The sequence below is a fragment of the Thalassobium sp. R2A62 genome, from assembly GCF_000161835.1.
In the GTDB taxonomy this organism is placed as follows: domain Bacteria; phylum Pseudomonadota; class Alphaproteobacteria; order Rhodobacterales; family Rhodobacteraceae; genus Thalassobium.
This window is the reverse complement of sequence record NZ_GG697169.2, coordinates 1,039,439-1,064,472: the sequence shown is the minus strand read 5'-3', so window position 1 is coordinate 1,064,472 and position 25,034 is coordinate 1,039,439. Positions and strand designations below refer to the sequence as shown.

Genomic DNA, 25,034 nt, shown 5'->3' with positions numbered 1-25,034 from the left:
CCAAGTGTCGGGGAGCAGTGATGCATGACTGAAGTGTTAGAAATTGCCCTAGAGTGGGTGCGGAACGGGCGCGCAGTTGCCGTGGCGACTGTGGTCGAAACTTGGGGGTCCGCGCCACGCCCTGTGGGTAGCCAATTGGTCATCGATTCCAATGGCGCAATGGAGGGATCTGTATCCGGTGGCTGTGTCGAAGGCGCGGTTGTCGTCGAGGCCATCGATGCACTGGCGGACGGCGAGGTCCGCACACTGGAGTACGGTGTCAGTGATGACGATGCATTTGCCGTTGGATTGGCCTGTGGCGGCACAATCCGTATCATGGTCGAACCGGTTGGCGCGGCTATGCCGATCACCATTCTAGAACAGCTGGTTGAGGCCTGCACAAAGCGCAAAGCGGTGGCCTATGTTGCCGATCTAAAGACAGGTACACGTGCAGTTGTCGAGCGGGGGCACGGGTATGAAGATCGGTTTTTACGCGACAAAAGTGGCTTTGATGGTGATGCATTCGTTTCGATCCATAATCCATTGTTATCAATGATAATTGTAGGTGCTGTTCACATCGCTCAAACCTTGGTTCCAGTCGCGCAAGCGGCTGGATTTTCCGTAACCGTTGTCGACCCCAGACCGGCCTTTGGCTCGGCCGTGCGGTTTCCCAGTGTGGTTTTGTCAGAGGATTGGCCAGATGCGGCCATGGACGTGATAGGCATTGATGGGCGGACCGCGGTTGTGACCCTGACCCACGACCCAAAATTGGATGATCCAGCCCTGCAAAAAGCGCTGGTGTCTGATGCATTCTACATCGGGTCCTTAGGCTCGACACGCACGCATGCCAAGCGTGTCGCGCGGCTGTCCGAGGCTGGGTTTTCGCAGGCACACATTGAACGTATCCATGCGCCAGTAGGCTTGGACATTGGGGCAAAATCGCCTGCCGAAATTGCGGTGTCGATTATGGCGGAAGTTGTCCAAACGCTGCGGAGGCCCGCGTGAAATTTGGCCCTGTTCCGGTACGAGATGCCATAGGCGCAATTCTCGCGCATAGCTATCCAACACGGGCGGTCTCAGATGTAGATTTGTCAAAAGGCACGATCCTAGGCCCAGAGCATATCGCAGCCTTGATCGAGGATGGCGCCGAACAGGTCGTCGTCGCTGTTTTGGGAGATGGTGATTTGCATGAGGACGCAGCCGCACATCTGTTGGCCGACGCTTTGGTTCCGGAAGAGGCCGCGGCGTTGCGCCGTACAGATGCGCGCACAGGCCGCGTTAACGTTTATGCCCAAACAGTGGGTGTCGTTCGGATTGATGCTCACGCGATAACGCTGGCGAATAGCGTGAACCCAATGATCACCGTGGCGACGCTGGATGATTTTGCGCGCCTCAAGGCAAATCGGATGGTAGCGACGATCAAGATCATCTCTTACGGTGTGCCAGAGGGTGATGTGATGCGTGCCGCCGAGCATATGAGAGGCGCAATTCAGGTGGCCGAACCGCAGTTTCACAGCGCTAGTTTGGTTGAAACGGCCGTTCCGGGGCAGGTCTTTGGCGAAAAAGGGCGCAAATCCCTTGCAATGCGGGTGCAGCGAATGGGCATGGATTTGCAGGGTGAAATCAGGGTCCCCCATGAGGTGGACGCGCTGGCCCAGGCGCTGCGCGATGCGCAGGGGGATGTACTGTTTATTCTGACCGGATCAGCTACTTCTGACATCAATGATGTCGCCCCAATGGCCGTGCGCGCGGCAGGCGGAGAGGTGCATCACTATGGCATCCCAGCGGACCCCGGAAACCTTTTATTCTTGGGGCAATTGGGCGCAAAACCTGTTATCGGGTTGCCGGGTTGTGCACGTTCGCCTGCGCTAAATGGGGCGGATTGGGTGATGGAGCGTGTGCTGTGCGGGATCAATTTAGATGCTGCGGATATTGCGGCGATGGGAGTCGGTGGATTGCTCAAGGAAATCCCGACGCGGCCACGCCCACGCCGCAGCGCAGAAGGATAGACGCACCTGCGACCACCCAACCCAAACGGGAAAGTTTTTGTTCCCAGACCGCACATGTCATGCTTAACTCACCGTAACGATACTGAAAATTCTGGGAGGATGTGAATGGCACAAGTCTCGATGACTGTGAACGGAAAAGCTGTGTCTGGCGAAGTAGAAGGCCGGATGCTTTTGGTGAATTTCCTGCGTGAAGATCTGAAATTGACAGGAACCCATGTTGGTTGTGACACCAGCCAATGCGGTGCTTGTGTCGTCCATGTGAACGGCGAGGCGGTCAAGGCATGCACGATGTTTGCGGCTGAAGCAGACGGCGCTGACGTGGCCACGATTGAAGGTCAGGCAAATGCAGATGGGTCGCTGAATGTGATCCAGCAGGCCTTTCAGGACCACCACGGATTGCAATGCGGGTTTTGCACACCAGGAATGGTGATGTCAGCGGCAGCATTGCTCAACGACAATCCAAACCCCACCGAGCATGAAATCCGAGCCTATCTTGAAGGCAATATCTGTCGGTGCACGGGCTACCATAATATCGTCAAGGCGATTATGGCGGCTGCGGGTCAGGATGTGACGTCCATCGCGGCCGAGTAACACGCGTTTCTGTTTTGTCCTGCAAGGAGGCGGGGCAGAGGATTGAATTTGCGGTGTGCCGAGGGTCGGATGATCCCCAGATCGCGCTCTTGGAGGAGAGATCGAATGCCTAAGGATAGTGGAATTGGAGCCAGCCCAAAGCGGCGCGAGGACCTGCGGTTTCTGACCGGTCAGGGACGGTATACAGACGACATCAATGTTCATGGTCAGGCTTACGTGCATTTCGTACGCTCAGAGATGGCCCATGCGGTGATCAAGTCGGTGGATACAACGGCAGCCGAGGCAATGCCTGGCATTGTGCGTGTGTTCACAGGCGCGGATTTTGAAGCAGTGGGATCGATCCCATGTGGATGGCAGATCACGGACCGTCACGGCGAGCCGATGCAGGAGCCACGCCATGCGGTATTGGCCCAAGACAAGGTGCGCCATGTTGGTGATCCGTATGCAGCTGTCGTTGCAGATACCTATGCCCAAGCTCTTGATGCAGCCGAGGCCATCGAGGCCGATTTTGACGAGCTGCCAGCGGTCGTTGATATGAAAGAGGCGGCCAAGGAAGGCTCGACCAAGGTCCACGACGATCTGACCAGCAATCTTTGTTATGACTGGGGTTTTGTTGAAGAAAACCGTGATGCAGTCGATGCCGCGCTCAAAGCGTCCGAGCATGTGACGACCCTAGAGTTGGTGAACAACCGTTTGATCGCCAACCCGATGGAGCCACGCGTGGCTGTGGGCGAATATACCGGCCATGACGAGCAATACACTTTACACACGACCAGTCAGAACCCGCATTTGATCCGTCTGTTGATGGGCGCATTCGTTTTGGGCATCCCCGAGCACAAGCTGCGCGTGGTGGCCCCTGACGTAGGCGGCGGTTTTGGCACCAAAATCTTCCACTACGCAGAAGAAGCGTTCTGTACTTTTGCAGCCAAAGCCTGTGGGCGTCCTGTGAAATGGACCTCTAGCCGGTCCGAGGCGTTTATGTCTGACGCGCATGGTCGCGATCACGTCACCACAATTGAATTGGGGATGGACAAAGACAATAACTTTACCGCGCTGCGCACCAACACATTTGCCAATATGGGCGCGTATCTATCGACCTTTAGCTCGTCAGTTCCGACGTGGCTGCATGGCACGTTGATGGCAGGCAACTACAAGACGCCGCTGATCTATGTGAACGTCAAAGCGATGTTCACCAACACGGTGCCAGTAGATGCATATCGTGGCGCTGGTCGCCCCGAAGCCACATTCCAGCTGGAACGGGTGATCGACAAAGCAGCGTCCGAGCGCGACGTTGATCCGATCGCACTGCGGCGGCAGAACTTTATCACTGAATTCCCCTATGCCACGCCGGTTGCGGTGGAATACGACACCGGCGACTACCCCGCGACGATGGACAAGCTCGAAGAGCTGGGTGATCTCGCTGGTTTTGATGCGCGGCGTGCGGAGAGTGCCAAGCGTGGCAAGCTGCGCGGATTGGGCGTGAACTGCTACATCGAGGCCTGCGGTATTGCACCGTCGAACCTGGTTGGTCAGCTGGGCGCGCGAGCAGGGCTCTATGATGCGGCAACGGTGCGTGTGAACGCCACGGGGTCAATCAGCGTCATGGTCGGTGCGCACAGCCACGGGCAGGGACACGAGACAGCGTTCCCTCAGGTGGTCGCGGACATGATTGGCATCGACGAGAGCCAGATTGATATCGTCCACGGCGATACGTCGAAAATCCCGTTCGGGATGGGCACCTATGGATCGCGCAGTCTTGCGGTTTGTGGCTCGGCCATGGTGCGTGCGACAGAAAAGATCATCAACAAGGCCAAGAAGATTGCGGCGCACCTTCTCGAGGCCAGTGCCGATGATATCGAACTGAAGGATGGTCAATTCAGTGTCACTGGCACGGACAAGTCCGTGGCGTGGGGCGATGTGACTCTTGCGGCGTATGTGCCTCACAACTACCCGCTCGAAGATATTGAGCCGGGGTTGGAAGAGACCGCATTCTATGATCCGGCGAACTTTACCTATCCCGCAGGCGCCTATGCTTGCGAGGTTGAGGTCGACCCAGATACGGGCAAGGTCACGATCGAACGGTTCACTGCCGCGGATGATTTTGGCAACATTATCAACCCGATGATCGTGTCTGGTCAGGTGCATGGCGGTTTGGCCCAAGGTATTGGTCAGGCGCTGCTCGAGAATTGTGCCTATGATGCGGACGGCCAGTTGCTAAGCGGATCCTACATGGATTACGCGATGCCACGTGCGGATGACGTGCCGTTTTATGACGTAGACCATTCGTGCCAGACGCCATGTACGCACAACCCCTTGGGCGTAAAAGGCTGCGGCGAGGCTGGTGCAATTGGATCACCCCCATCAGTCGTCAACGCGGTCTGCGACGCGCTCCGTAGCGCGGGCCATGACGTCACGCATATTGATATGCCTCTCACACCGTCCAAGGTGTGGTCGGCGATGAACAACGGATAGGACACCGCAGATATGTATGCTTTTGAAATTGAACGGCCTTCGACGATTGCGGACGCGGCCAAGGCGCTGAAAGGCGACGATGCGCAGGCACTGAGCGGGGGACAAACGTTGATCCCGACGCTCAAGGCCAGACTGGCTGCGCCTGAAACCTTGGTATCCTTGACGGATATTCCCGAGATGGTCGGCATTTGCGACGGGGACGATGGATCGCTGTGCATTGGTGGGGCTACAACCCATGCAGCAGTCGCCGCCGGGGCGGGGCGCTATGCAGGTTTGGCAGCACTCGCAGCCAACATCGGTGACCCAGCTGTGCGCAACCGTGGCACCATTGGTGGATCGCTTGCGAACAACGACCCATCCGCCTGTTATCCGTCTGCGGCTCTCGCGTCGGGTGCGACGATCATCACCAACACCCGCGAAATCGCGGCGGATGACTATTTCCAAGGGATGTTCGAGACAGCATTGAACGAAGGCGAAATTGTCACCGAGGTTCGGTTCCCCGTGCCAGAGGCATCGCACTATGAAAAGTTCGTGCAGCCTGCGTCACGCTTTGCGTTAGTCGGGGTGTTTGTCGCCAAATTTGCGGATGGCGTGCGTGTCGCCGTGACTGGTGCATCCGAGGGTGGTGTACATCGCTGGACTGCCGCTGAAGAATCGCTGTCAGCCAATTTTAGCGCTGATGCTTTGACGGATTTGACAGTGCCAGCGGATGGGTTGATTGGCGATCTTCATGGCACACCAGAGTATCGTGCCCATTTGGTAAAAGTTATGACAGGGCGGGCAGTTAATGCAGCTTTTTAATCTAGTACATTAATTAAAAGGCCCCTGCGTTTACGGGGGCCTTTTGTGGTTTATGCGCGTTTGCGTGCGGTTATGTCATCTAGTGCCGCGTTGAACGTCGCGGCATCCATCCCGTCGTTCAACGCGCGGTGGAACAGTACTGCTTGGGTCTCGGGGGCAAGACCGCCAACGGGCGGATCGCTGTCGAGATTAGTCGGGAATGAATAGCCCTCGGCGCAGCTTGCGATGGCTGCATTTTTGTCTGCATCTGATAGGTTTAGCTGCGATAGAACAGGGAAAAGCGCACGGCACATTGTCGTGCGGTCAATGTTCTCTAACGCGCGTCCAAAGGCAGATGAGACCTGCAAAAGGTTGGCCATGCGGTGCACATCGGTTGTTCTGTTTTCGCCAGCCGCATGAAATAGCGCAGGATTGAAAAACAAGGCGTCACCCTTGGCCAGTGGCAGCTGAATATATGCCTCTTCGAAATATGCGCGGAATTCGGGCAATCTCCATGCTGCGTATCCCGCGCGGAAAGCTTGGGAAAAGGGCAAGAGTTTAGTCGGGCCGCTGTCGACCGACATGTCACAATGGGCCACAGCCCCCTGAAGCGTTAGAACGGGCGATAGATCGTGCACATGTGCGGGATAACCCGCTGACACTTCAGACGTTTGGAACCCCAGATGGTAATCGCGGTGGGCCTGTTGGGCGGCGCCACCCGGATGCACAAGATTGACCTGCGCCGTCATCTGATAGTTTGGGCCAAGCCATGCCTCGGACACAGCTTGGATCGCCGGATTTCCAAAGTACCGCGCAAAAGTTTCCGGATCGGCAAGGCACAGTTTCCCCAATGAATTCCAGACACGGTCGTTGGTACCCGCCGAAAAGTGGTCCGCGGAATTGGCACCAGCAGCTTTTTCATCTGCAATGATCTGCGTGAATATCGCTGTTGCGGCGTCAATCGCGCTGGTGTCCGCATAGGCATTCTTTAAAACCAAAACACCTGCGCCATTTAGCAAAGTGTGGGCCCATTCGCTCTTGAAAAATCGGTTGTTCAAGAGGTCCGGAAATTGCGCGACATCGTAGATTGGCACGTTCCTTTGCACATCTGTGGCGAGTGGCACCTGCGCGGGATCCAGTGTTTGGTTGCAGAGTGTCTTGAATGCGTCGAGATCGCAGTCATCGCTTGTGAAATAGCCGGTGTTTGTCATGTTTTGCTCCTGTGTTGGCGACAGGATGCCGCGTTTTGATCTGGCGGTCGCTGGTAAAACACATCAATAATACATCAATGACACATCGTTTTCCGATCAAAGAAATCTCGGCACAGTCCGGTTTGAGCACGGCGACCATTGATCGTGCGCTAAATGGACGGGCCCATGTCAGCCCGCAAACACGGGCGCGGGTGGTCGCGGCCATTGCAGAGCTTGAACAGCAAGAAGGCCAGATGGCGGCGCGTGGGCGGCGGCTGTTCATTGATATTGTTGTCGAAGCACCAGATCGGTTTTGTCGGGAAATTACCAAAGCTGTGCATCATGTTCTGCCGCAGATCGCGCCAGCGGTAGTGCGTCCGCGGTTCGAAATGCGAGAGGTCATGGGCGTTGCCCAGACCGTCGCCGTTTTAGCGCGGATCGCAAAGCGGGGTAGCGACGGGGTGTGTCTAAAGGCAAGAGATGTGCCTGAGGTTCGCCAAGCGATTGCTGGATTGGTTGGGCGGGGCATTCCTGTGGTCACGATCTTTACTGATTGTCTGACGTCAGGCCGCACGGCCTATGCTGGACTAGATAACGAGCGGGCGGGCCGGACGGCGGCGCGTTTGGTCAGCCGTGTTGTGTCGCGTGGCGTGGTCCTTGCGACGCTCAGCCGCAATGATTTCCAAGGCGAAGACGCACGGCTGGACGGGTTTCGCACGGCATTGGGCGATTATGCTCCGCATCTTGAGGTGAGAATGGTGCAAGACACCAGCGGTCTCAATCAAAGCACGGCTCAATTGGTCGAAGCTGTGGCATCGCAACTGAGCGATGTTGCTGGGGTCTATTCCATGGGCGGGGGCAACCGAGCCATCCAAACAACGCTTGCTCGGCTGGGGCTCGCGCCTCGGGTCTATGTCGCGCACGATCTAGATGACGAGAACGTTGATCTGTTGGCGCAGGGTAGGCTCGACTTTGTCCTGTACCACGACCTTGCCCAAGACATGACACGTGCCTTTCGCAACATCATGGCAGCGCACCGTCTGGCTGCAATGCCGCTAGACGGCATGTCTGATATTCAGATTGTTGTCGCGGACAACGTTCCTGCATCGCGTGGCGCTGGATAGTCACGATTGACCAGTGCAGCATCTCAGTCTTGGGAATTCGCTTTTTCCGCTCTTGCATTTAGATCGGCCAAGAGCGCCCTTTGGTACAAGCCGCGCCAGCCGCGCTGTGGCGTTTCAAAAAACCGCGACTTTCGAATATCCCAGCATATGTTTTCGCTGTGATCCTCAAGGCTACGGATACCCTGTCGTTGTCCAGTTCCGGGATAAACCGTGAGTTCCCCAAGCCAGCACTGCGTGTCAGTTGCTAAGTAATCAACACGAATGAAATCAAAGTGCCGACCGATTTCCGTTGCAGTTTCCAGCATTTGCGGCACAAAGGGCGGCATTGGTTGGTTCGCCATAATTGCGCCTTTTACAGCAGGTTCACCACAGGTCCATGTGTCGTCCGGACCGCGCAACCAGTTGTCATAGAGCAAGGATCCGTTCGGTTGAGGGTACCTGATGATCACGCGCGGGATCGCGCCGTTATAGGTAAAGATGTTGGTCTCAGAGACGAGAGGGTCGACCAATCTTTCGACGAATAACGTCGGTTTGATGTCGAAATAAGCCCATTCGTGGCGACTGCGCGCATGCCGTTTGGATAGAAAGCTGTTGGCGAGCGTATTGAATGCAGCGCGGTCGGGTGGGGCCTCAGGCAATATGATATTTGTAGCCCAGCCGTGGTTTGCCTTTACGGCGACGCCGCTGGCTAACAGATCATCGGGGATGTCTTCGGCGCGATCGCCGGTCCACAACAAATCAGGGCAGGGCACCTTGATGTCATGTTCTTTGAAAAAATCGCGGACACCAACCTTGTCAGACACTTGGGTATACCTTGGATCAAGGTCGAACACTTTGCGCCAAAAGAATTTGTCGTTCGCAGTCCTGGGCGATGCAGGGTTTGCATGTCGTCCATACATATCCACCCGCCGGTAGTATTTGGCGAGCTTTCGATATCGCAATAAAATAACAATTCGCACGAGTGCTAAAACAAGTCTCCGCATTCCTCGTAAATGTCGGATTCGGCTGATGGTTGTAAATCTTGAATTTGACCGAACTGACGGTTTTTCCGGTCAAACAGGTAGGCGCGTTAATGTGACGTTGATTTTTCACCGCCGCGTTCGCCCATAGGTAATGTTGCAGCATGGTCAGAGAGATCACATGGCGCAAAAGAAAAACCCCCGCGCAAGCAGGGGTTTCAATCTGTTCAGCTACGGCTGACCCGACAATGCGGTTTCAGCTTGTCGGCCTCTAGGACTTACTTCGCCAGTGGGCCGATTAGCATGACCATTTGGCGGCCTTCCATCTTGGGGAAGTTCTCGACTTTGCCGTATTCTTTGGTGTCTTCGGCAACACGCTCGAGCAATTCACGGCCCAAGTTCTGGTGCGCCATTTCCCGACCACGAAAGCGAAGGGTGACTTTGACCTTGTCGCCGTTCTCGAGGAATTTGAATACGTTGCGCATTTTGACGTCATAGTCGTTCGTGTCCGTGTTAGGACGGAACTTGACCTCTTTGATCTCGATGATCTTTTGCTTTTTGCGCGCCTCAGCTTCTTTCTTCTGAGTCTCGTATTTGAACTTACCAAAGTCCATGATCTTGCAGACGGGCGGCGAGGCGTTTGGCGAAATCTCGACAAGATCGAGACCAGCGTCGACCGCCATATCCAATGCGCGTTCTGGGGTGACAACGCCTACATTTTCGCCTTCGGCGCCAATGAGACGGATTTCGTTGGCGCGGATGCGTTCGTTGACGCGGGGGCCGGTGTCACGCGCCGGTGGCGCGTTGTGTGGTCTGCGGGCTATGGTCTTGATCCTTTATCAATTGTCCGAGGCTGGAAAGTAGCCCCTAAGCGGGCGGCTTTCAACCCCGCGCGCCTTGCAAACTTGTGTAAGCAATGCCCTGCGAGTTCTGGGCGAAATCGCGCTTGCTGGGGGAGAAACGCGGCGGAAGTCCCCTGAAACCAGGCGAGAAGCGCTTTTATCTCAGAGACGCGTCTGACATATGCAGCGCTAATGGGGGCTGCCCCAAACCACCTAGAAGGATTTTATCATGAGAGCACTCATTATTATCGCAGTTCTCGCGATCGCGGGCTATTTTGGATACGAGTATGCTGCCAAAGGCCGCTCGCCCATGGAAGTCGTCTCTGGCGCAACAGATGCTGCTGGTGATATGGCAGAAGGTGCGGCTGACATGGCTGAAGGCGCAGTAGACGCAGTTGCAGACACCGCTGGTGCCGCCACTGACGCGGTTGAAGGTGTTGCTGACGCAGCTTCTGACGTTGCTGAAGACGCAGCAGAAGCGGTTGAAGGTGGTGTCGAAGGTGCCGCTGATATGGCCGAAGGCGCAGCAGACGCTGTTGCAGGCGCGGCTGAGGGTGCAGTTGATGCAGCTTCCGACGTTGTAGACACTGCTGTTGATACAGTTGGCGAGGCAGCTGATGCAGTTGCAGACACAGCCGAGGCCGCAACAGACGCAGTTGCGGACACAGCAGAAGCTGCAACAGACGCAGTTGCAGACACTGCTGGTGATGTTGCAGATGCCGCTGGCGACGCAGTCGACACAGCAACAGAGACAGCTGGTGAAGCAGCCGACGCCGTTGCAGACACAGCTGGCGATGTTGCAGATGCAGCGTCTGACACAGTTGATGCAGCGACAGAAACAGCTGGTGAAGCTGCTGACGCAGTTGCAGACACTGCAGACGCCGCGACAGATACAGCTGCAGAAGCTGTTGAAGGTGCTGCAGACACAGCCGAAGCCGCTGCAGAAGCGACAACCGAAGGCGCATCGGCCAGCATGTCTGACCTGCTGACTGCCGACGGTTTTGACGCGGCTAAAGTTGTTGAGATGATCAAAAATGCTGACCTGAACCCACTGGTCAAATCGACACTGACCAAAGCGGTTGAAGCTGCTGGCGACAATCCAGAGCTGATCGGTTTGGTGATCGAGCAGATCAAATCGGCATTGGGTCAGTAAACCTACTGATCTCAAACACAAAGAGGGCCGCGTCAAATCTGACGCGGCCCTTTTTCTTTGTCTTGCTGAAATTTGCGCTGGTTGCCTGCTCTCGCTAGCGGGCTATCCGACACCCCATTCTACGCGGTGTCTCAGGCTAGGTCTGAACGCGGGCGAACTTAACCGACGAACGCTTTTTCCACTACGTATTCAGCAGGTTCCGAGTTCGCACCTTCGGTCAAACCATGTGCCTCGAGGATCTCTTTGATGTCTGTGTTCAGACCCATCGAGCCGCAAACCATCGCGCGATCTGTCTCTTTGGACAGCCCATCAATACCGAGGTCGCAGAAAACTGTTCCGTCGTTTAGCAGGTCGGTGATGCGGCCCATCTTGGGGCTCTCTTCGCGTGTTGTCGTCGGGTAGTAGACGAGCTTGTTCAGGTTGTCTTCGCCCAAAAGTTCAACAAGCATTTCATCAGCGTGCAGGCTGGCGATGATCTCTTTTGAATAGTCCAGTTCGGCGACATCGCGACACGTGTGCGTCATGATGATCTGGTCATAGTCTTCGAATGTCTGCGGGTCGCGGAGCAATGAAGAGAACGGCGCAAAGCCCGTACCCGTCGCAAAGAGCCACAGGCGTTTGCCGGGCAGCAGTGCGTCATGCACCAAAGTGCCAACGGGTTTTGGACGCAAGATCAGCTCGTCACCCGGTTGGATGTGCTGTAGCTTGGATGTCAGCGGGCCGTCCTGAACCTTGATCGAATAGAATTCGAGTTCTTCGTCCCAGCTGGGCGAGGCAATCGAATATGCGCGCAAGAGCGGCTTTTGTTTGCCTGTCTCGGGGTGTGCATCACCCATCAGACCGATCATCACGAATTCACCCGAACGGAACCGCAAAGAAGCGGGGCGCGTCACGCGGAATGAAAACAGGCGGTCTGTATAGTGTTTCACCGCCGTGACGGTCTGAGCGTCAGGCAGGGTCGGCACGGCTTTGGTCGATGCGGTCATTGGCGTCACTTCGTTCATAAGGGTGTCAGGCAAGGTTGACGCCTTGCCCGCCTTTCATAGCGGTCAAATAGAGGTTGGGAAAGAGGGCCGATTACCCTTGCATGCGGGCGCGATAATCGTGGCTTTGCCAGTCAGCGCGGGCCAGCCATTGATCCTGTGGCTGCCGTGCTGCGAGCGCGTCATCAATTTCGATTTCGTCAAAGCCAGAGCGGCGCGCCATTGCGTATTGATCTGCAATCACATGGCCACGGGCGCGCAGGCGTCCGGTAAAGCCGAGGCGGCGCAATTGTGCGGCAATCGTGAACCCACGACCATCAGCAGAGCTGGGAAAATCAACGCGGATCAATTCGATACACGACAAACGACCCGATAGTGCGTTGGGGTCAGTATCCGAGGCCAGATCCAGTCCAGACGCACAATCGTTAGCGGGTAGGGTGTCCAAAGTGACGAAATCGCCTGTCCAAGTGTCCGAGGCAAAGCCTGTGTCAGTGATGATTACACTCATGATGCGGCCTTTCGTATGGCGGTTTCGTTGTCAAAATGGATACCGCATTCAGTTTTGTCAGTGTCGCGCCAGCGACCCGCGCGGGGGTCTTCGCCGGGGGTGACACGTGTGGTGCAAGGTGCGCAGCCAACAGAGGGATAGCCACGGGCGACCAACGGATGCCGTGGCAGCACGTATTTGGTCATATAGGCGTCCAGTTCGGTCGGCCCCCATTGCGCCAACGGGTTGATTTTGATCCGGCGACCATCCCGTTCATAGGGGGGCAGCGACGCGCGCTGACCGTTCTGATAGGATTTGCGACCAGTTATCCAGCCATCAAACCCCGCCAGCGCGGTTTCAAGCGGTTGCGTCTTGCGGAGGGCACAACATGCGTCTGGATCTGCTTGATGTAGCAGGCTGTCAACGTCGTGGGTCATCAACGTGGCGCGCGATGGCTTGATGACGCGGACATCCGTCAGCGCGAGCTCGTCAGCAACACGTTTATGGTACTTGAGCGTTTCAGGGAACAACATCTCTGTGTCCAAGAACAGCACCGGTGTCTCAGGCGCGATATCCGCGACCATGTGCAACAGCACGACGCTTTCTGTGCCAAAGCTGCTGACAACGGCAAGTTTGCCAATTTGGACATCGCCCAAAGCATGGCTCAGGATGGCGTGCGGGTCGCTCTTGCGGTGCAAGAGGGTCCGGCGTTCAGCAAGTTCTTTAAGCGGCATCAGCTTTAGCCTCTGGATAGAGCACAGCCTTGAAAGGGGCCATGCCGAGACGACGATAAGCCTCGATGAAGGTTTCGGTCTCGTCGGTCCGCAGTTCGAGATAACCGCTTACAAGGCGCTCAATCGCTGGCACAATCTCATCCGCGCTAAAGCCGGGGCCCGCACGTTCACCGACGGCAGCGGTTTCAGTATGATCACCGCCCAGCGTAATCTGGTAGTTTTCAACACCAGCACGGTCGAGGCCCAGAATACCAATGTGGCCGACGTGGTGGTGACCACAGGCGTTGATGCACCCTGAGATTTTGATCTTGAGCTGGCCAATGTCATGCTCGAGCTTCAATTCGTCAAAGCGCGTGGCGATCTCTTGGGCCACTGGGATCGAGCGAGCCGTTGCCAATGCACAGTAGTCCATACCCGGGCAGGCGATGATGTCTGAAATCAGGCCAATGTTCGCTGTCACAAGGTCGGCTGCACGCAATGCCGCGTAGATCGCAGGCAGGTCCGATTTGTGAACATGCGGCAGGATCACGTTCTGCTCGTGACTGATGCGCAGTTCGTCATGCCCGTATTGCGCGGCCAGATCAGCCATCACGCGCATTTGCTCGCTTGTGGCGTCGCCAGGGGTCGCACCATGCTTCTTGATGCTGATCGACACGATTGCATAGCCGTCTGCCTTGTGCGCGGTCAGATTGGTATCGCTCCATGACCGGAATGCGGGGTTGGCAAGGCGGGTGGCCTCATATCCATCGGTGCTGGCGACCTTAAAGTCCGGTGCAGCAAAGGATTGTTCGATTTGTGCAAGCAATTCCTGATCATACCCCGTGAAAACAGGGCGGATTTGTTCGAAACGTGCATCGACCAATTCGCGGATTTTCTCGAGACCGTTCTCATGAACAGTGATTTTGATCCGCGCTTTGTATTTGTTGTCGCGGCGACCCAGCAGGTTGTAAACGCTGACGATTGCCTCGCAATAGGCCAGCAAATCAGCCTTGGGTAGGAAGTCGCGCAGCACTTTGCCGACCATAGGCGTCCGACCTAGGCCACCACCAACGATCACTTCAAAACCAGGCTCGCCCGCATCATTACGGACCATCCGCAGGCCGATGTCATGCGCTTTGGTCACCGCGCGGTCGTTCGGGCTGCCTGTGATCGCAATTTTGAACTTGCGCGGTAGGAACTGGAACTCTGGGTGATCGGTCGACCACTGGCGCAACAGCTCGGCGACGGGGCGGGGATCTTCGATTTCATCCGCAGCGGCACCGGCAAAGTGGTCGGCGGTCACGTTACGGATCGTATTGCCCGACGTTTGGATCGCGTGCATTTCGACCTCGCCCAACGCGTCCAGCATATCGGGGACATCTCGCAGTTCCGGCCAGTTGTATTGGATATTCTGGCGCGTGGTAAAGTGGCCATAGCCCTTGTCCCAGCGATCAGCAATCATCGCAAGTTGGCGCATCTTTGCGCTATCCAGCGTGCCATACGGGATGGCGACGCGCAGCATGTAGGCGTGCAATTGCAGATATAGACCATTCATCAAACGCAGCGGTTTGAACTCGTCCTCGGTCAGGCTGCCGTCGACACGGCGCTCGACTTGGGCACGAAATTGTGCATTACGTTTTGCAATAAAAGCGGCGTCGAAGTCATTGTATTTATACATCTTTACAGATTCACCTGTTTGCCGTGTTCATAGTTTGATGGCCCGCGTGTGCGGAATGTTTCGCGAAAGTGTGTGGGTGTTGGTCCGGCATCAGATGCAGCAGCCTCGGCCAAATAGACGCCAACGACGTCGTTCACTTGGGCGGCGGCCAACGCCAACTGGGCATCGGCGCGTGTCTGGTCGGTGATCAACTCGGCCTCGGCCATATCGCGTGTCCAAGTGTCCTGAGATGTCAGCCAGATTGCGTCACCCTCGAGCAAGGCATTGGCGGTCACAACAGCGGGTTTGAAAGGGCGGCTCATTGGGCAAGCTCCTGAAGGTCAAAGGATTGTGCGGCTTCCACCGCAGCACGAGGCGCGAGGCCAAAGAGTGTGAGTGCAGGACCCGTCAGGTCAGCGGTCGACAGGGTCGGTTCCAGTTCGGCCAGATGGGTTGTCAAAACGCGTTGATCCGCGCGGCTGACGTTTTCGATGATCGTCACAAGTGTCAGCGGATCGGCACCATGCATCAGCAGGCGGCCCTGAATAAAACGCGCTGTTTTCTTGCCCATGTAGATCGCGGCAACTTCGCCCTCGGCGGCCAAGGCGCGCCAGTCATGTTCGGCAAACCCGCGTGTGTCGTGACCGGTGATGAAGCGGACCGAGGAATTGCGCCCGCGTTTGGTCAGGCTTTGACCGATGTTAGCTACAGCCGCAGAGGCTGCTGTGATGCCCGGCACAATTGCCCAAGACAGATCATGGGCGTCCAGCGCATCAATTTCATCGTCCAGACGACCAAAGACGGTCGGGTCGCCAGCCTTGAGCCGGACAACCTGATGGCCGCCGCGCGCGTGCTGAACCATGAGCGCGTTGATGTCGTCTTGCGCCATCGCTTTGCCAAAGCCCTCTTTGCCAGCATCAATGATGATTGCCTCGCGGCGGGCCAGCTCGAGAATTTCAGGTGTCACCAAACGGTCGTGGATAACGACGTCAGCCTCGTCCAAGGTTTTGCGCGCCTTGAGGGTCAATAGCTCTGGATCGCCCGGACCCGCACCCACCAGATCAACGTGACCTTTGCGGGATGTTTTGTTGAGGTGATCGTAGAGCAGGGACTGTAGATCGTCTTGAACTGCTGTGTCGTCGCCAGCGATCAGGCTCTGTGGGCCTGTCTTGAAATAGTATTCGCGCCAAAAGTCGCGACGCTGGCGGCCCATTGGCAGTGCTTCGACCATATGACGAAAGCCTTTGCCGATGTGGGCGAGGGTGCCCAAGGTCGATGGCAACTTTTCCTCGAGGTCCGCTTTGATCGCGCGGGCCAGAACGGGGGCTGCCCCTTCTGTGCCGATCGCAATCGTCACAGGGTCACGGTCAACAATCGCCGGCGTGATAAACTGGCTGTCGCCCAGATTATCCACGATATTGACCAATGAACCGTCACGGTGGGCGAGGTCGGCGACACGTGTATCCTCAGCGTCATCTTCGTTTGCGGCGTAAAACAACGTGGCGCACATCGCGTCACCAGGCTCCATCGCGCGGCGCAGCGTTGCCAGTTTTCCTTCCGCTTCCCATGCTGTGATCTCGGGGGCGATATCTGCCGCGATGACCGTAATCTTAGCTTGGGTTTTCATCAGCAGGCGCAGCTTGGCCAGTGCGGCATCGCCACCGCCCGATAGGACGATGCGGCGACCCTCGACGGCCATAAAGATTGGAAAATGTTTCATAGCGACAGCTCTTTTGCATGTTTCACTGCTGAATATAGAACAATTTCCTTGTTATTTGTATCTCGCGTGGGTCATTAAGGACATATGTTCCGATTTGAGTAAAATTCGGATTCAGTGTTCTGCAAATGCAAAGGGGTTGGAATGTCGTTCCAAACAGATGACGTAGATCGGAAAATTCTTGCGGAACTGCAAAGGGATGCAAGTCAATCGCTTGATATTATTGCCCAAAAAATTGGCTCTTCGAAGACGCCTGTGTGGAATCGCATTCGCAAAATGCGCGAAGCGGGGATCATTGGTAAGCAGACGGTCGTGCTAGATGCCGAGGCGCTGGGGTTTGACGCGTGTTTCTTTGTCCTGATCCGAACGTCCGAGCACGAGGCCGACTGGCAGGACAAGTTTCTAAACGCGCTTTTGTCGCGTCCCGAGGTCCAAGAGGCGCACCGTCTGGCCGGTGATATCGACTATATCCTCAAGGTGCGGGTCGCGAATGCCCGTGGCTATGATGAATTCTACCAATCGCTGATTTCCGAGGTGCGCGTGTTCAACGTCACAGCTCTATTGTCGATGGAAGAAATCAAATCGACGACGATGTTGCCGCTCTAGCGGGTGACCATCAATTCTGTCAGTCCGTGGAAATGATAGACATCCGCATAGCGCGGGATGCTTGACACTGCGAGAGCGGGACACCGTTCGAACAGAACCCCCAATGCAATCTGAAGCTCGAGCCGCGCCAGCGGTGCGCCGACACAAAAATGCAATCCGCCGCCAAAGCTGGTGTTGGCTGTTGCCTTGCGTGACGGGTCAAAGGTTTCCGCGTCTTCCCAAATCGCAGGATCACGGTTCGCCGAGGCCAAGAGGCAATCAATACGGTCCCCTGCTTTGAAATCCTGTCCCAAGAGGCTGACGTCTTCGCGGGCCCAGCGGCTAAAGATATGCAGCGGCGGGTCGTAGCGCAGGATCTCTTCGATCAATGGGTTGATATCATCCGTTGGGCGCAAGCCGGTCTCTAGCATCAGTTTCACACCATTGCCGAGCGTGTGTACCGTCGCCTCGTGGCCCGCGTTCAACAACAGAATGCAGGTTGTGATCAGCTCGTCCGTCGACAGACGCTCGCCGTCTTCTTCGGCGGCAATCAGATGTGAAATCAAATCGTCAGCAGGGGTGTCGCGGCGCGTCTCGATATATCCACGCAGAAAGTCGGAAAAGGCGATAGCGGCATCATTTGCGGCGCGCGCATCGTCGGCTGAGTGTCCGGCCATATAGACCCGGACCATCGCATTGGACCATCTAAGCAATTGATCACTAAGCGTTTCTGGTACACCAAGGAGCCGTGCAATGATGATCACAGGTAGTTTTTGGGCGTACTGCGTCAGTAGATCGAAATCGCCCGTTGGAAACGCATCAATCAGATCATGGCACAGTTGTTCGATCTCAGGGGCCAGACCCATAATCCGCCGCGAGGTAAACGCCCGCAGCACAAGCCCGCGCAATCGCGTGTGGTGCGGGGGATCAAGCTCCAACATTGAATGCGCCTCGACCGCGTAGAAATCAGCTAGGGCTGGGGGCACGGTCAATGTGGGGTTCACACGGCCAAACCGACGGTCACGCAAAACTGTCGAGACAGACGCATGTGTCGTTGCAGACCATGCTTCGTAGTCGGACCAATAGACAAAGTCGCCTGCCTGCCGCGCCCGTTGGTAAAACGGGTAGGGGTCTTGGACAAAGGATGGGTCTTTGGGCGATTGGTTCAATGTTGTCATATAGCGCACAGTTACGCGATGGCCGCACGGGGGCAAGAGGCTTTGCCACCATCGCGGGCACGGTTGCCCCAGTGTTCTTGTGATTGGCGGCGTTAGGCGGCTGCGAGTGCAGAGATAATCCCAGAAAAGTCATCCGCCTTGAGCGATGCGCCCCCTACCAATGCCCCATCAACGTTTGATGTCGCAAAGATCTCGGTAGCGTTTGATGGTTTAACGGACCCACCATAAAGCAGGCGAATGGCATCTGCAGTTTCTGCGCCAAAGCGATTGGTCAGTTCCGCGCGAATGAAATCGTGGACTTCGGCGATTTGTTCCAATGTCGGAACCTTGCCGGTGCCGATGGCCCAAACGGGCTCGTATGCGATGACCAGCGTTTCGCCGGATGCCCCATCGGGGACCGAACCGGTTAATTGAGTTGCCACGACAGAGAGCGTGGCGCCTGTTTCACGTTCGTCCAAGGTTTCGCCAACACAAACGATCGCAGTCAGTTCGGCACCCCATGCTGCGTTGGTTTTCGCCGCAACATCTGCATCCGTTTCGCCGTAATCTGCACGGCGTTCCGAATGGCCCAGAATAACGGCTGTCGCACCTGCATCGGCCAGCATGTCCGCCGATGTGTCGCCCGTATGTGCGCCCGAGACGTTTGCATGACAATCTTGACCTGCGATCTGAACCCCACCTGCAATAGCAACAGCGCGGTGGATCAGAGTGGCCGGCGTAGCGATCGTGACATCAATGCCTGTGGCGTCGATTGATCGCAGTTGTGTCAGTTCGCTCAGGGCAGCGGTCGTGCCGTTCATCTTCCAATTTCCGGCTGCAAGTTTAAGGCGCATAGTCACTCCAAATAGCTCAGTGCAGTACGAGCGAGGTCGCCCGCTGTGGTGGGATCATCAAGGGCTGCGTCGGGCAGGGTCCAATAGGGCATCTTGGTTACTTTGCCTGTGTCGCGGGTATAGCTCCCTTGCTCGGCACCCATATCCACAAGGGTTTCGGCGTAGGTGCCGGTGGCCTTGAGGTATATCCGTGCATCGGAATGAATGATGGCAAAGATAACACCGTCATAATAGAGACACAGACCGCCCATCATCTTGCGTGTTGTCAGTGGACCCACATCCGCAAACAGCTCTTTGGCGAATTTGATATCGGCGTCGCTGATGGCCATTAACCTAGCGTGGCGTCAAATTTGATGGATTCGCCACAGCCGCAGGCTTCGGTCACGTTCGGGTTGTTGAATTTGAACCCAGCTTCTAGCAACGACACTTCGTAGTCGATTTCGGTGCCAAAGAGGAACATCTGCGCCATTGGTGCGATCATGATGCGCGCGCCGTCTTGTTCGACGACCTCGTCCATCGGGTTCACCTCGGTCACATACTCCATGGTGTATTCCATGCCCGCACAGCCGCCTTTTTTGACACCAATGCGCAAACCTTCATGGCCATCCTTGGCCATCAGTTTAGAAATCTGTGCTGCTGCCTTTGGGGTCATATTGACCGCTTGTTTGCCTGGAATGCCGAACATGTGTGGGCTCCTTTGAGCTTCAAGATAGAGACAGCGGGGGCGCGGCTCAAGTGCCGCTACATAAATCCAAGTTCGAGACGGGCCTCATCTGACATCATGTCCATGCCCCACGGTGGCTCCCAAACCAGTTCAACATCGACTTGCTTGACCCCAGCAAGAGGTTCAATTGCGTCAGCCAACCACCCTGGCATTTCGCCAGCCACGGGACAGCCCGGCGCGGTCAATGTCATCACAACACGAACAGCGTTATCTTCGGCAATATCAAGCGTGTAGACGAGGCCGAGGTCGTAGATGTTCACGGGGATCTCTGGATCGTAGACAGACCGGCACGCCTCGACCACACTGTCATACAGTGGGTGGTCCGTGCTCGACGGTTGGATCAAGGGTGTCCCTTCGAGAGGGGCTGCGTTGTCGGTCATGGATCAGTCCTGTCAATTCCTGACCAGTTACATAAGGATTGCCAAACCAGAGGTCCAGTACCAACCCGCGCCAATCTGTGTTCAATGGTTTGTGTTCACGCACACAGGCAGGTGGCGAGGGTAGGGTAGCCCCCTAAACCCTCTGGATTTTGTGCCTTAGGCGGGTTGCGCGGCACCAACACCCAAAATATCGCGGTACAAATCGCCAACACGGCGCACGTCCATTTTGAGAGCCCGACCCAAATTGCCGATAAACTGCTTTTCGCGGTCATCCATAAAGCTGTCCGCAGCGGCGACAAGAATGGCCACCTGCATGACGCCGTCCTTTTGTCCTTCGGCCAAGCCTTTGGCAAAGCGTTTGTAGTCCGCTTCGGCCAGTTTACTTTCGGCGTTGTTGACGATCTCGGCAATCTGCTCGAGGATAAAGCGGCGTCCTGTCAGGGCATGAGCGATCCGCACAATCGCGCTGATCTCGGAGACATCCACCTGACCTTCAATTTTAGCTATGTGGCACATCACGTCCACCATAGAGCGGGTGTACGTATTTTTGGTGCCAATCATAGCGCGGCGACGACGCAACCGCAGCTTTCGGGAAATTACGGCAATCGCGACCGTCAGGCCAAGAATGCTGCCCAGTAGGGTGGAAAACAAATGAGTACGTTTTTGCGCGGCGTTAAAGGCTGGCTCTTGGGCAATGTCAGCGGCGATCATGCCGGCGGCTTGCAGTTCTGCAAACTCTTCCGTGCTCAAAGGTGTGTAGCGGGTGCCTTCGCAGTTGTTTGCGGACAGGCCATAGCCATCGGATTCATAGTAGATGGGAATGCCAAAGGTGCGCGCGACTGTCGTATGACACAGCGTATAGGTCGCCAGTCCACCTTGGGCGGTGAGGCCAAGGGTCGGGATGTGGGTTTGGGCCACTACGTCCACTTGTGGGTAATACCCCAGTCGGGCGGCATCAGCAGTGGTCGGAATAACAAGGGTCGTGGCCAGTAATGCGGCGCTCAAGAGGGTCTTCATGTTCAAAATCCATAGGTCGATAAATGCACTTGGGCCTAAGTAGCCTGTTCAATTGGGCGAAACTTGGCCTTCCATTGGGAAATCACGCGGCGGTTGCGCCACCGCGCGATGGGCGCTAGATCGCCTGTATGACACAACCGTTTTCCTTTGATCTGACCGCCACCGACGGGCGCGCGCGCGGCGGTACAATCCACACACCACGTGGAGACATCCGCACACCGGCGTTCATGCCTGTGGGCACTGCCGCCACGGTCAAGGCGATGATGCCGGAAAGTGTTGCAGCTACAGGCGCCGATATCTTACTAGGGAATACCTATCACCTGATGTTGCGCCCAACCGCAGAGCGCATAGCCCGATTGGGCGGGCTGCACAAATTCATGAACTGGGACAAGCCGATCCTCACCGATAGCGGCGGGTTTCAGGTGATGAGCCTTGCTGGGCTGCGCAAACTCACGGAAAAGGGTGTGACGTTTAAATCTCATATTGATGGTTCCAAGCACGAATTGACGCCTGAGCGGTCTATGGAGATCCAGCGTTTGTTGGGCTCGGACATTGTGATGTGTTTTGACGAATGTCCTGCATTGCCAGCCGACCGCAAACGCATTGCCCAAAGCATGGAGATGTCGATGCGTTGGGCCAAACGGTCGCGCGATGCCTTTGGCGACAGACCGGGGTACGCGCTCTTTGGTATTCAGCAAGGCGGGCTAGAGCAGGATCTACGCCAAGAAAGCGCCGAGGCGCTGCGCGAGATCGGATTCGAGGGCTACGCCGTTGGTGGATTGGCCGTCGGCGAAGGCCAAGAGGCGATGTTTGATTGTCTCGACTATGCACCAGAGCAGCTGCCCACGGACAAGCCGCGCTATTTGATGGGGGTGGGAAAGCCTGATGACATCGTAGGCGCTGTGGCGCGAGGCATTGATATGATGGATTGCGTTTTGCCGTCACGATCAGGGCGCACAGGCCAAGTCTTTACCCGCCACGGTGTCGTGAACATCAAAAACGCCCGCCATGCGGATGATCCACGCCCTCTGGACGAGAATTGCTCCTGTCCGGCCTGTTCAAATTACAGCCGCGCCTATCTGCATCATGTGTTCCGCTCGCAAGAGATGATCTCGGGGATGCTGCTGACGTGGCATAACCTGCATTATTTCCAAGAGTTGATGCAGGGAATGCGCGACGCGATCGAAGTCGGCCAGTTCGCCCAGTTCCAATCAGATTTCCATGGTGCGCGTGCACAGGGCGATATTGATCCGCTCTGATCGTTACCGGAACCGGTTGACGATCCGCATCAGCCACGGTCGCGGCCGTACACGAAACGTCAACAAAGAAGCATCCGATGATCGCGCTGCTTGGGCTGGCTTAGATGACAGACGCTGTGTACTGGGCCGTTCATTGCGCAAACGCGCGCCAATCAACGCATCCAGATAGGGTTGGCCGATCCACTGTAGAGGGGCCCAGTCTGTTTGATCCAGTTCTGCATGCCATTTGGAATAGTCGGGCGTATAGCCGCGCTGGGCCACGAATGGGGCCGATTGCTCTTGGAACAGGGCAATCAGCGATTGGCGTTCTGAGGGGGATAACAAAGGTTCCGGATCTTGATCGGTCGGAACCACTTTGAAAAAGTCCCGCAGCACGTCTTGGCGGTAGGTCACCTCACCCCCCACGGAATTCAACAGCCGCGCCGCTTCAGTCGCTTGGCGGTCGGGCGAAGGGTAGCGCGGCAAATCATCCAGCGCCTTGGGGTGCCGTTTGGACAATCCGATCATCTTGCAAAAATCGGGCCAGAGCGCTGATTGCTCGGTTGCCTCGTCAAAATCCATCAAACGGACCGGTGTGCCCGTATATGCCTCGAACGGGGCAAGGAGCGCTTCCAAGTTGGTCAGGTTCTCGGCCTCATCGACCATGAACTCCTGGATCGTCCGGCTGCCCAACCTTTGACCGTTCGAGACCTGTTCTTTGTAAAACGCCTCGAGATATCGATCGGGGCGACGCACTACCGCGACGCATTGGATCTCTCGGAACATGTCTAGCTGTTCAAACAAGGCACGAAGCTGTGCATCGCGGGTCTCACCCAACGGAAAGAGCATGTTTTCACAGCTCAAGATGACCGTCTTTGCAGGGCTGTTTTCAATCTCGCGGCGCAATGATTTCCAAAGGCCAAAGTCACGCTTTTGTAGGGCGCGGATCAAACCATAATGGCCGGGCAGGCCACCCTGACGAACTGACGCATGCTTGATGTTGGCAATCCCCGTATTGGGGACAAGGATGCCCTTGCTGGCTAACGCTGCGCGATGGTGCACAAGGTGGTGCTGCAGATAGGTGGATCCGGTCTTGTGCATGCCAAGGTGCAATATCAGCTTGGGCCGCAGCGGCTTGGCAGGGGCCTTGCGCGTTGCGTGCTTTGGCTTGATCGCGGCCAAACGGTTCCCGACACTGTCAAAGTCACCCTCACGCAACATGCGGTGCAGTTCGAAAAAGTCGGTACGCGAGACAAAGCCCCGTTTGGTCTTCATCCCCACACGGGTGATGTGGGCCAGTACCTCGTCATCGAAAATCGGGTGGCCAAAGCTGTCGACGCCTAACAAAGACACGATGCGCTGGGCGAAGTCCGTATAATCGGGGTCGTTATTCTCAACCAGGCGGTCGATCAGATCCATATCCCAAATCAAGCGCCCGACGGTGTTAAACAATTCCCGCTTTTCAAAACGTGCGGGCAGGGTTTCTGCGGCCACACGTTTGCGGATGACACCCAAACATTTTTCCAGCAGTTGCACCTGCAGCCGGTGAATATCCGGATTTGTCGGCGAGACAGAGATTGACCCCGCCCGTCTGCGCCAAACCCGTGTCGGCGCGCCCAATGTGGCAATCAATCTGGCCGCAGTGACGGTTTCCAGCACAAACAGCCGATCTTCGAATTTTGGTTGTTCAACGTCAAAGCGCAGATTGAATTTGTCGAGAAAGTCGCGCCGATAGAGACTGGCCCAGCTTGAGGTAAAGAACTGCGCCTCTTCGAAGTTCTCAAGGCCTGCGCCTTGGCGCGGTTCAAGAAACATCAGCGCGTCACGGCGCAAAACGTCTACGTCAGGGGAACCGGGGCGTGACAGAAAACATGCGGCATGGGTGACATCCGCCCCTGAGCGCTGGGCCAATGCATATTGCTGTGCCAATCCATCCGACGTGAAATAATCGTCAGCATCCAGAAATCCGATGAATTTACCTGTTGATGCATCGATCCCAGTGTTGCGTGCAGCAGACAGCCCGCGATTGATGTCGTGATGAATGAGGCGGGCACCGTCGGGCAGCCTGTCGGCAAACCAACTGTCATCAAACTGGTCGGGGTTGTCGTTCACAACGATCAATTCCAAGCCATCGATGGCTTGGGTCACCACGGATTGAACCGCCATGTCGAAAAAGGCGGTCTCATTGTAAAATGTTATGATTAGGCTAAGCGGCGTCACGTGTTCGTGTCGGCCCCTGCGTTACATGCTGACGGCTTCTTCGCCGCTATCGTCATCCCGCCCCTCATCATCGTCACCCTCGTCAATATCGACGTTAACCAACATCACGATGAGCGCGATCATCGCGGCAAGCAAGTCAAAAGGCACTGGTACTATCCCCCCAAAACATCGCCATATGTGGCAGTTCGCGATCAGCAGGCTTT

27 protein-coding genes are annotated in these 25,034 nt (G+C 56.2%); 10 read left to right on the top strand and 17 right to left on the bottom strand.

The features are described 5' to 3' along the window. Positions 1 to 24 precede the first annotated feature (24 nt). The 5 genes from TR2A62_RS05225 (at position 25) to TR2A62_RS05205 (ending at position 5,852) form a co-directional block, all read left to right on the top strand. A complete protein-coding gene (locus TR2A62_RS05225; RefSeq protein ID WP_009158474.1) occupies positions 25 to 984 on the top strand; it encodes an XdhC family protein in 960 nt (319 codons plus the stop codon). After that, complete coding sequence (locus TR2A62_RS05220) at positions 981 to 1,988, top strand: molybdopterin-binding protein (protein ID WP_009157932.1); 1,008 nt, start codon at positions 981 to 983, stop codon at positions 1,986 to 1,988. The genes TR2A62_RS05225 and TR2A62_RS05220 overlap by 4 nt, the downstream gene beginning before the upstream one ends. Positions 1,989 to 2,093: 105 nt before the next feature. After that, the gene (locus tag TR2A62_RS05215) at positions 2,094 to 2,579 is read left to right on the top strand and encodes a (2Fe-2S)-binding protein (RefSeq protein ID WP_009160192.1); all 486 of its coding nucleotides are present in this window, start codon (positions 2,094 to 2,096) and stop codon (positions 2,577 to 2,579) included. Positions 2,580 to 2,684: 105 nt separating this feature from the next. Continuing rightward, a complete protein-coding gene (locus TR2A62_RS05210; RefSeq protein WP_009159578.1) occupies positions 2,685 to 5,051 on the top strand; it encodes a xanthine dehydrogenase family protein molybdopterin-binding subunit in 2,367 nt (788 codons plus the stop codon). A 12-nt stretch (positions 5,052 to 5,063) separates the two neighbouring features. Next, positions 5,064 to 5,852 carry a xanthine dehydrogenase family protein subunit M gene (locus TR2A62_RS05205; RefSeq protein ID WP_009159317.1) on the top strand — a complete coding sequence of 263 codons (789 nt, stop codon included), beginning with the start codon at positions 5,064 to 5,066 and terminating at the stop codon, positions 5,850 to 5,852. A 50-nt stretch (positions 5,853 to 5,902) separates the two neighbouring features. Here the strand turns inward: TR2A62_RS05205 and TR2A62_RS05200 are convergent, their stop codons facing one another. Continuing rightward, entirely contained in the window at positions 5,903 to 7,042 is a 1,140-nt protein-coding gene (locus TR2A62_RS05200; RefSeq protein ID WP_009160090.1) for a phytanoyl-CoA dioxygenase family protein, read from the bottom strand. Positions 7,043 to 7,119: 77 nt separating this feature from the next. Here TR2A62_RS05200 and TR2A62_RS05195 point away from each other — a divergent pair, with 77 nt between their 5' ends. Beyond that, a complete protein-coding gene (locus tag TR2A62_RS05195) occupies positions 7,120 to 8,145 on the top strand; it encodes a LacI family DNA-binding transcriptional regulator (protein ID WP_050761111.1) in 1,026 nt (341 codons plus the stop codon). A 23-nt stretch (positions 8,146 to 8,168) separates the two neighbouring features. On the opposite strand, the gene TR2A62_RS05190 is transcribed toward TR2A62_RS05195, so the two are convergent. Both TR2A62_RS05190 and infC read right to left on the bottom strand, forming a co-directional pair. Beyond that, complete coding sequence (locus TR2A62_RS05190; protein WP_009158935.1) at positions 8,169 to 9,044, bottom strand: ATP-grasp fold amidoligase family protein; 876 nt, start codon at positions 9,042 to 9,044, stop codon at positions 8,169 to 8,171. 338 nt (positions 9,045 to 9,382) lie between these two features. Further along, positions 9,383 to 9,865, bottom strand: a complete 483-nt coding sequence (gene infC, locus TR2A62_RS05185; protein WP_223296155.1) for a translation initiation factor IF-3 — start codon at positions 9,863 to 9,865, stop codon at positions 9,383 to 9,385. On the opposite strand from infC, the gene TR2A62_RS19360 reads away from it, so the two are divergent. Together TR2A62_RS19360 and TR2A62_RS17520 are read left to right on the top strand one after the other, a co-directional pair. Further along, positions 9,840 to 9,968, top strand: a complete 129-nt coding sequence (locus tag TR2A62_RS19360) for a hypothetical protein (protein WP_255346155.1) — start codon at positions 9,840 to 9,842, stop codon at positions 9,966 to 9,968. The genes infC and TR2A62_RS19360 overlap by 26 nt on opposite strands. 207 nt (positions 9,969 to 10,175) lie before the next feature. Continuing rightward, positions 10,176 to 11,099 carry a hypothetical protein gene (locus TR2A62_RS17520; protein ID WP_009159726.1) on the top strand — a complete coding sequence of 308 codons (924 nt, stop codon included), beginning with the start codon at positions 10,176 to 10,178 and terminating at the stop codon, positions 11,097 to 11,099. A gap of 158 nt (positions 11,100 to 11,257) precedes the next feature. Here TR2A62_RS17520 and TR2A62_RS05175 read toward each other — a convergent pair whose 3' ends face one another. The 6 genes from TR2A62_RS05175 to cysG all read right to left on the bottom strand — a co-directional run bounded on the left by TR2A62_RS05175 (position 11,258) and on the right by cysG (position 16,659). Next, positions 11,258 to 12,103, bottom strand: coding sequence for a ferredoxin--NADP reductase (locus TR2A62_RS05175; RefSeq protein ID WP_040820254.1), 846 nt, complete (start codon positions 12,101 to 12,103; stop codon positions 11,258 to 11,260). A 73-nt stretch (positions 12,104 to 12,176) separates the two neighbouring features. Then, positions 12,177 to 12,590: a DUF934 domain-containing protein gene (locus tag TR2A62_RS05170; RefSeq protein ID WP_009158933.1), complete on the bottom strand. Its 414-nt coding sequence runs from the start codon at positions 12,588 to 12,590 to the stop codon at positions 12,177 to 12,179. Next, a complete protein-coding gene (locus tag TR2A62_RS05165; RefSeq protein WP_009158116.1) occupies positions 12,587 to 13,303 on the bottom strand; it encodes a phosphoadenylyl-sulfate reductase in 717 nt (238 codons plus the stop codon). The genes TR2A62_RS05170 and TR2A62_RS05165 overlap by 4 nt, the downstream gene beginning before the upstream one ends. Further along, a complete protein-coding gene (locus tag TR2A62_RS05160) occupies positions 13,293 to 14,960 on the bottom strand; it encodes a nitrite/sulfite reductase (protein WP_009159579.1) in 1,668 nt (555 codons plus the stop codon). The genes TR2A62_RS05165 and TR2A62_RS05160 overlap by 11 nt, the downstream gene beginning before the upstream one ends. 2 nt (positions 14,961 to 14,962) lie before the next feature. Continuing rightward, complete coding sequence (locus TR2A62_RS05155) at positions 14,963 to 15,262, bottom strand: DUF2849 domain-containing protein (RefSeq protein ID WP_009158270.1); 300 nt, start codon at positions 15,260 to 15,262, stop codon at positions 14,963 to 14,965. Beyond that, entirely contained in the window at positions 15,259 to 16,659 is a 1,401-nt protein-coding gene (gene cysG / locus TR2A62_RS05150; protein WP_009157553.1) for a siroheme synthase CysG, read from the bottom strand. The genes TR2A62_RS05155 and cysG overlap by 4 nt, the downstream gene beginning before the upstream one ends. A gap of 141 nt (positions 16,660 to 16,800) precedes the next feature. Here cysG and TR2A62_RS05145 point away from each other — a divergent pair, with 141 nt between their 5' ends. Next, positions 16,801 to 17,262, top strand: a complete 462-nt coding sequence (locus TR2A62_RS05145) for an Lrp/AsnC family transcriptional regulator (RefSeq protein ID WP_009159324.1) — start codon at positions 16,801 to 16,803, stop codon at positions 17,260 to 17,262. Here TR2A62_RS05145 and TR2A62_RS05140 read toward each other — a convergent pair. The 6 genes from TR2A62_RS05140 to TR2A62_RS05115 all read right to left on the bottom strand — a co-directional run bounded on the left by TR2A62_RS05140 (position 17,259) and on the right by TR2A62_RS05115 (position 21,373). Next, positions 17,259 to 18,419, bottom strand: coding sequence for a cytochrome P450 (locus TR2A62_RS05140; RefSeq protein ID WP_040820251.1), 1,161 nt, complete (start codon positions 18,417 to 18,419; stop codon positions 17,259 to 17,261). The genes TR2A62_RS05145 and TR2A62_RS05140 overlap by 4 nt on opposite strands. Positions 18,420 to 18,511: 92 nt before the next feature. Beyond that, positions 18,512 to 19,252 (bottom strand): triose-phosphate isomerase, encoded by a 741-nt coding sequence (tpiA, locus tag TR2A62_RS05135; RefSeq protein WP_009159931.1) that lies wholly within the window; start codon positions 19,250 to 19,252, stop codon positions 18,512 to 18,514. Positions 19,253 to 19,254: 2 nt separating this feature from the next. Next, positions 19,255 to 19,581, bottom strand: coding sequence for a TfoX/Sxy family protein (locus TR2A62_RS05130; RefSeq protein ID WP_009158765.1), 327 nt, complete (start codon positions 19,579 to 19,581; stop codon positions 19,255 to 19,257). Then, the gene (locus TR2A62_RS05125; protein WP_009160562.1) at positions 19,581 to 19,937 is read right to left on the bottom strand and encodes an iron-sulfur cluster assembly accessory protein; all 357 of its coding nucleotides are present in this window, start codon (positions 19,935 to 19,937) and stop codon (positions 19,581 to 19,583) included. The genes TR2A62_RS05130 and TR2A62_RS05125 overlap by 1 nt, the downstream gene beginning before the upstream one ends. Before the next feature lie 56 nt (positions 19,938 to 19,993). Next, on the bottom strand, positions 19,994 to 20,356 hold the full coding sequence (locus tag TR2A62_RS05120) for an SUF system Fe-S cluster assembly protein (RefSeq protein WP_009159743.1): 363 nt from the start codon (positions 20,354 to 20,356) through the stop codon (positions 19,994 to 19,996). Between the two features lie 156 nt (positions 20,357 to 20,512). Then, positions 20,513 to 21,373: a TerB family tellurite resistance protein gene (locus TR2A62_RS05115; protein WP_009158480.1), complete on the bottom strand. Its 861-nt coding sequence runs from the start codon at positions 21,371 to 21,373 to the stop codon at positions 20,513 to 20,515. 128 nt (positions 21,374 to 21,501) lie between these two features. Here TR2A62_RS05115 and tgt point away from each other — a divergent pair, with 128 nt between their 5' ends. Further along, on the top strand, positions 21,502 to 22,632 hold the full coding sequence (gene tgt / locus TR2A62_RS05110; protein WP_009157674.1) for a tRNA guanosine(34) transglycosylase Tgt: 1,131 nt from the start codon (positions 21,502 to 21,504) through the stop codon (positions 22,630 to 22,632). A gap of 3 nt (positions 22,633 to 22,635) precedes the next feature. On the opposite strand, the gene TR2A62_RS05105 is transcribed toward tgt, so the two are convergent. After that, positions 22,636 to 24,831 (bottom strand): glycosyltransferase family 2 protein, encoded by a 2,196-nt coding sequence (locus TR2A62_RS05105; RefSeq protein WP_009159473.1) that lies wholly within the window; start codon positions 24,829 to 24,831, stop codon positions 22,636 to 22,638. Between the two features lie 21 nt (positions 24,832 to 24,852). Beyond that, on the bottom strand, positions 24,853 to 24,978 hold the full coding sequence (locus TR2A62_RS19355) for a hypothetical protein (RefSeq protein WP_009158231.1): 126 nt from the start codon (positions 24,976 to 24,978) through the stop codon (positions 24,853 to 24,855). Positions 24,979 to 25,034: the final 56 nt, after the last annotated feature.

Bases quoted from the DNA above. Each gene is read 5' to 3' on its own strand.
- TR2A62_RS05195 (WP_050761111.1), top strand. From the start codon at position 7,120: ATGACACATCGTTTTCCGATCAAAGAAATCTCGGCACAGTCCGGTTTG.
- tgt (WP_009157674.1), top strand. From the start codon at position 21,502: ATGACACAACCGTTTTCCTTTGATCTGACCGCCACCGACGGGCGCGCG.
- TR2A62_RS05205 (WP_009159317.1), top strand. From the start codon at position 5,064: ATGTATGCTTTTGAAATTGAACGGCCTTCGACGATTGCGGACGCGGCC.
- tpiA (WP_009159931.1), bottom strand. From the start codon at position 19,252: ATGCGCCTTAAACTTGCAGCCGGAAATTGGAAGATGAACGGCACGACC.
- TR2A62_RS05155 (WP_009158270.1), bottom strand. From the start codon at position 15,262: ATGAGCCGCCCTTTCAAACCCGCTGTTGTGACCGCCAATGCCTTGCTC.
- TR2A62_RS05140 (WP_040820251.1), bottom strand. From the start codon at position 18,419: ATGACAACATTGAACCAATCGCCCAAAGACCCATCCTTTGTCCAAGAC.
- TR2A62_RS05120 (WP_009159743.1), bottom strand. From the start codon at position 20,356: ATGACCGACAACGCAGCCCCTCTCGAAGGGACACCCTTGATCCAACCG.
- TR2A62_RS05160 (WP_009159579.1), bottom strand. From the start codon at position 14,960: ATGTATAAATACAATGACTTCGACGCCGCTTTTATTGCAAAACGTAAT.
- TR2A62_RS17520 (WP_009159726.1), top strand. From the start codon at position 10,176: ATGAGAGCACTCATTATTATCGCAGTTCTCGCGATCGCGGGCTATTTT.
- cysG (WP_009157553.1), bottom strand. From the start codon at position 16,659: ATGAAACATTTTCCAATCTTTATGGCCGTCGAGGGTCGCCGCATCGTC.
- TR2A62_RS05125 (WP_009160562.1), bottom strand. From the start codon at position 19,937: ATGTTCGGCATTCCAGGCAAACAAGCGGTCAATATGACCCCAAAGGCA.
- TR2A62_RS05225 (WP_009158474.1), top strand. From the start codon at position 25: ATGACTGAAGTGTTAGAAATTGCCCTAGAGTGGGTGCGGAACGGGCGC.
- TR2A62_RS05115 (WP_009158480.1), bottom strand. From the start codon at position 21,373: ATGAAGACCCTCTTGAGCGCCGCATTACTGGCCACGACCCTTGTTATT.
- TR2A62_RS05145 (WP_009159324.1), top strand. From the start codon at position 16,801: ATGTCGTTCCAAACAGATGACGTAGATCGGAAAATTCTTGCGGAACTG.
- TR2A62_RS05170 (WP_009158933.1), bottom strand. From the start codon at position 12,590: ATGAGTGTAATCATCACTGACACAGGCTTTGCCTCGGACACTTGGACA.
- TR2A62_RS05190 (WP_009158935.1), bottom strand. From the start codon at position 9,044: ATGTATGGACGACATGCAAACCCTGCATCGCCCAGGACTGCGAACGAC.
- TR2A62_RS05130 (WP_009158765.1), bottom strand. From the start codon at position 19,581: ATGGCCATCAGCGACGCCGATATCAAATTCGCCAAAGAGCTGTTTGCG.
- TR2A62_RS05200 (WP_009160090.1), bottom strand. From the start codon at position 7,042: ATGACAAACACCGGCTATTTCACAAGCGATGACTGCGATCTCGACGCA.
- TR2A62_RS05210 (WP_009159578.1), top strand. From the start codon at position 2,685: ATGCCTAAGGATAGTGGAATTGGAGCCAGCCCAAAGCGGCGCGAGGAC.
- TR2A62_RS05165 (WP_009158116.1), bottom strand. From the start codon at position 13,303: ATGCCGCTTAAAGAACTTGCTGAACGCCGGACCCTCTTGCACCGCAAG.
- TR2A62_RS05215 (WP_009160192.1), top strand. From the start codon at position 2,094: ATGGCACAAGTCTCGATGACTGTGAACGGAAAAGCTGTGTCTGGCGAA.
- TR2A62_RS05175 (WP_040820254.1), bottom strand. From the start codon at position 12,103: ATGAACGAAGTGACGCCAATGACCGCATCGACCAAAGCCGTGCCGACC.
- TR2A62_RS19360 (WP_255346155.1), top strand. From the start codon at position 9,840: ATGAGACGGATTTCGTTGGCGCGGATGCGTTCGTTGACGCGGGGGCCG.